Raw genomic sequence first — 3344 nt, forward strand, 5'->3', positions numbered from 1 at the left:
GCGAAGCCCCCGCCCCGCCGCCGGAGAAAGGAGAAAGCCGGGAAGAGCGGGGCGAGGAAAAGGATGAAAAGGATGAGCCGGCTTCGCCCCCGCCGGCCGCGGCGCAGGAAACCGTGTTCGCCGTAGGTGAACCTTTCCCGGTGAAAAGGCTCGACCACGGGCGCGACCGGTTGCTCCGCAAGGGCTCCGGCCGGCGCTCCCGCACCCGGACGGCGACCAGGGCGGGGCGCTACGTCCGGGCGACGCAGCAGCGCGGCCGTATTGACCTGGCCTTCGACGCGACGCTGCGGGCGGCGGCGCCCCACCAGCAGCGCCGGGCGAAGAACGGCCTGGCGATCGCTGTAGAAACCGGCGATATCCGCGAAAAGGTGCGGGAAAAGCGGATCGGGAACCTGCTGCTCTTTGTGGTGGACGCCAGCGGCTCGATGGGCGCCGAGCAGCGGATGACAGCGGCGAAGGGGGCGGTCTTGTCCCTGCTGCTCGATGCCTACCAGAAGCGGGACCGGGTGGGGATGATCGCCTTTAAGGGGGAAGATGCCGCGGTTTTACTCCCGCCGACGAACAGCGTGGAGCTGGCGCACCAGCGCCTGGCCGAGCTTCCCACCGGCGGGCGGACGCCGCTGGCCGCGGGGCTTTACAAGGCCTACGAGACGGCGCGCGCCCACCTTTTTAAGGACCCGAACCTCTCCCCGCTCCTCATCGTCATCTCCGACGGCCGGGGCAACGTGGGGCTGGCCGATGGGAAACCACTTGAAGAGGCGTGGCGGGTGGCGGCGCTCATCCGCGACGAAGAGCGGATCAAGAGCCTGGTGGTGGACGTGGAGCGGGAGGGGTTTTTGCGCTTCGGCCTGGCGCGGCGGTTAGCCGAGGCGCTCGATGCGGTCTATTACCGGATCGAGGACCTGAAGGCGGATGTGCTGGTGGAAGCGGTGCGGGCGATAACGGAGGTTAGAGGTTAGAGGTTGGAAGTTGGAAGTTAGGGCTTGGAAGTTTGGGTCTTGGAGAAATCGGCGGTGCCGACTGCGTTAGATGGTGACGGGTTAGCTATGTGATAACGGAAATTCGCGAGGAGGCAACTTATGCAAAAGCAGATTTACCCCTTCACCGCTCTGGTGGGGCAGGAAGAGATGAAGAAGGCGCTGATCTTGAACGCGGTTAACCCGCGGCTCGGCGGGGTGCTGATCCGGGGGGAGAAGGGGACGGCTAAATCAACGGCGGTGCGGGGCCTGGCCGAGCTCCTGCCCGAAATCAGGGTGGTTGCCGGCTGTCCCTTCGGCTGTGACCCGGACGACGTCACGGTGATGTGTGCCGGTTGCCGTTGCCGGCGGGAGGCGGGGGAGGAGCTGCCGGTGGCGACCCGGAAGATGCGGGTGGTCGACCTGCCGGTTTCGGCCACCGAGGACCGCGTGGTGGGAACGCTCGACATCGAGCACGCGCTCAAAAAAGGGGAGAAGCGGTTCGAGCCGGGGGTGCTCGCCGGGGCCAACCGGGGCATCCTCTACGTGGACGAGGTAAACCTTTTGGATGACCACGTGGTGGACGTTTTGCTCGACGCGGCGGCGATGGGGGTGAACACCGTGGAGCGTGAGGGCGTCTCCTTCAGCCACCCGGCGAGCTTCATCTTAGTGGGGACGATGAACCCGGAAGAAGGGGAGCTAAGACCCCAGCTTTTAGACCGCTTCGGCCTCTGCGTTAACATCACCGGCGTCACCGACCCGGCGCCGCGGGCGGAGATCGTGAAGCGGCGCCTTGCTTTCGAGGAGGATCCGGCGGGCTTTGCGGCGGCCTGGGCGCCGCAGCAGCAAGAACTCCGGGAGCAGATCGTGGCGGCGCAGGCGCTCATACCCCGGGTGACGGTTACCGACGAAATTTTGCTGCTCATCGCCCGCACGGCGATCGAAATGGGGGTGGACGGCCACCGCGCCGATTTGGTGATGATGAAAGCAGCCAAAACCAACGCGGCGCTCGCCGGGCGGACCGAAGTAACGGAAGAAGACGTCCGGGAGATGGCGCACCTGGCCCTGGCCCACCGGATGCGGCGGAAGCCCTTCCAGGAGGTTGCCGTGGACCGGGAGAGGCTGGCGGGTATCTTAGGGGTGCAGCCGCCCGGGCCCGGCGGACGGGGAGCAGCCCATAATCACCCGCATACGCATACGCACAGCCACCCGCATCAGCACCCGCACGGACATACGCACGGTCACGACGGGAGCCGCGGGGACCGGTGAGGTTTTGCCGCGGGGCGCGGTTTAAGCGGTTTAATTAAGGTAAAGACTCCAAGCAGGGATCGCGCTGTAAAAGGGAGGCGGTATAATGCTCAAAGTTGTTCAGGGGCGCGAGATCTGGGTTTTGCCGGAGGCTTCGCACGCCCACGAAGGGCATGAGGCGCGCTGCCGCGTCTTTTACGGGCACGCGGGCCGCCCGGACGGCATGGCGGACTTAGCGCGCCTTTTGGCCTGGGCGGCGGCGCCGGACGGCAGGCGCATTGAGTTGGCGGTGGGGCCGGGGGACAACACCTTTCACTTCGCCCGGTTTACGCCCGATCAGGACGGCTTCTGGTCGGTGACGGTAGAAAATGACGTGGGGCCGGTGGCCGTTACTAAAGACGGCTTTTACCACCGGGGGACGCGCCGGAATTATCCCGCTGCCCGGGAGGCGGGCTATTATTACCAGTACGCCAAGACCTACGTGCAGGTGGGACATTTCTGCGAAAGCTGCGGCGCGGTCCGGTCGCCGGGGGTTGCACGCCTGGGCCAGGAACTGGAACTGGTGCTGGCGCCGGGTGTTTTCCGGGTGGGCGACGAACCGGCCCTGGAGGTGCTTTACCAGGGCCGGCCGCTGGCCGGGGCGGAGGTGAAGGCCGCCTGGAGCCTCCGGGAAGAAGAGGGCTGGGCGCTTTGCGCGACCGCGGACGAAGCGGGACGAGTGTGGTTTAACTTAAGCCACCCCGGCCACTGGCTCTTTTATACCGGCCACGCCGATGAGGCGCTGGGAAAAGCCGGCGAGTATGATAAGCGGGTGACAAGCGCCACGCTGGGCCTTTTCGGGGTGCGGTAAAGGAGGTGTCGTTGGTTGCTCAAGATTGCCGGTTTCCGCGTGATCCACGGCCCCAGCACCGTGGGGCGGGTTTACCGGGAGGCGCTGGCGGAGTTAGCGCGCGCCATCCAGTACCACCTTTACGGCGGAAAGGTGATTGGAAGTATATGCGGGGAGGTTATGGTTTGATTGAAATCAACGGGTTAACCAAGGACTACGGCACCCTCCGCGCGGTGGACAACCTCAACCTTAAGATTGGAGATGGTGAGATCTTCGGTCTCCTCGGCCCCAACGGGGCAGGGAAGACGACC

General features: G+C 65.4%; 5 protein-coding genes. All 5 read left to right on the forward strand.

Annotated features, from left to right (window positions below; genetic code table 11):
- A partial coding sequence (locus AB1500_12300; protein ID MEW6183931.1) for a VWA domain-containing protein occupies positions 1-959 on the forward strand: 959 nt, incomplete at its 5' end.
- A 120-nt stretch (positions 960-1079) separates the two neighbouring features.
- Positions 1080-2225, forward strand: coding sequence for an AAA family ATPase (locus AB1500_12305; GenBank protein MEW6183932.1), 1146 nt, complete (start codon positions 1080-1082; stop codon positions 2223-2225).
- Positions 2226-2310: 85 nt separating this feature from the next.
- Positions 2311-3054, forward strand: coding sequence for a DUF4198 domain-containing protein (locus AB1500_12310; GenBank protein MEW6183933.1), 744 nt, complete (start codon positions 2311-2313; stop codon positions 3052-3054).
- 15 nt (positions 3055-3069) lie between these two features.
- Positions 3070-3222, forward strand: coding sequence for a hypothetical protein (locus AB1500_12315; GenBank protein MEW6183934.1), 153 nt, complete (start codon positions 3070-3072; stop codon positions 3220-3222).
- Positions 3201-3344, forward strand: a 144-nt coding sequence (locus AB1500_12320) for an ATP-binding cassette domain-containing protein (protein MEW6183935.1), incomplete at its 3' end; no start/stop codon positions are given. The genes AB1500_12315 and AB1500_12320, both read left to right, overlap by 22 nt.

This window comes from Bacillota bacterium, from assembly GCA_040755295.1.
Taxonomy (GTDB): domain Bacteria; phylum Bacillota; class Desulfotomaculia; order Desulfotomaculales; family Ammonificaceae; genus SURF-55.

Bases quoted from the DNA above. Each gene is read 5' to 3' on its own strand.
- AB1500_12305 (MEW6183932.1), top strand. From the start codon at position 1,080: ATGCAAAAGCAGATTTACCCCTTCACCGCTCTGGTGGGGCAGGAAGAG.
- AB1500_12310 (MEW6183933.1), top strand. From the start codon at position 2,311: ATGCTCAAAGTTGTTCAGGGGCGCGAGATCTGGGTTTTGCCGGAGGCT.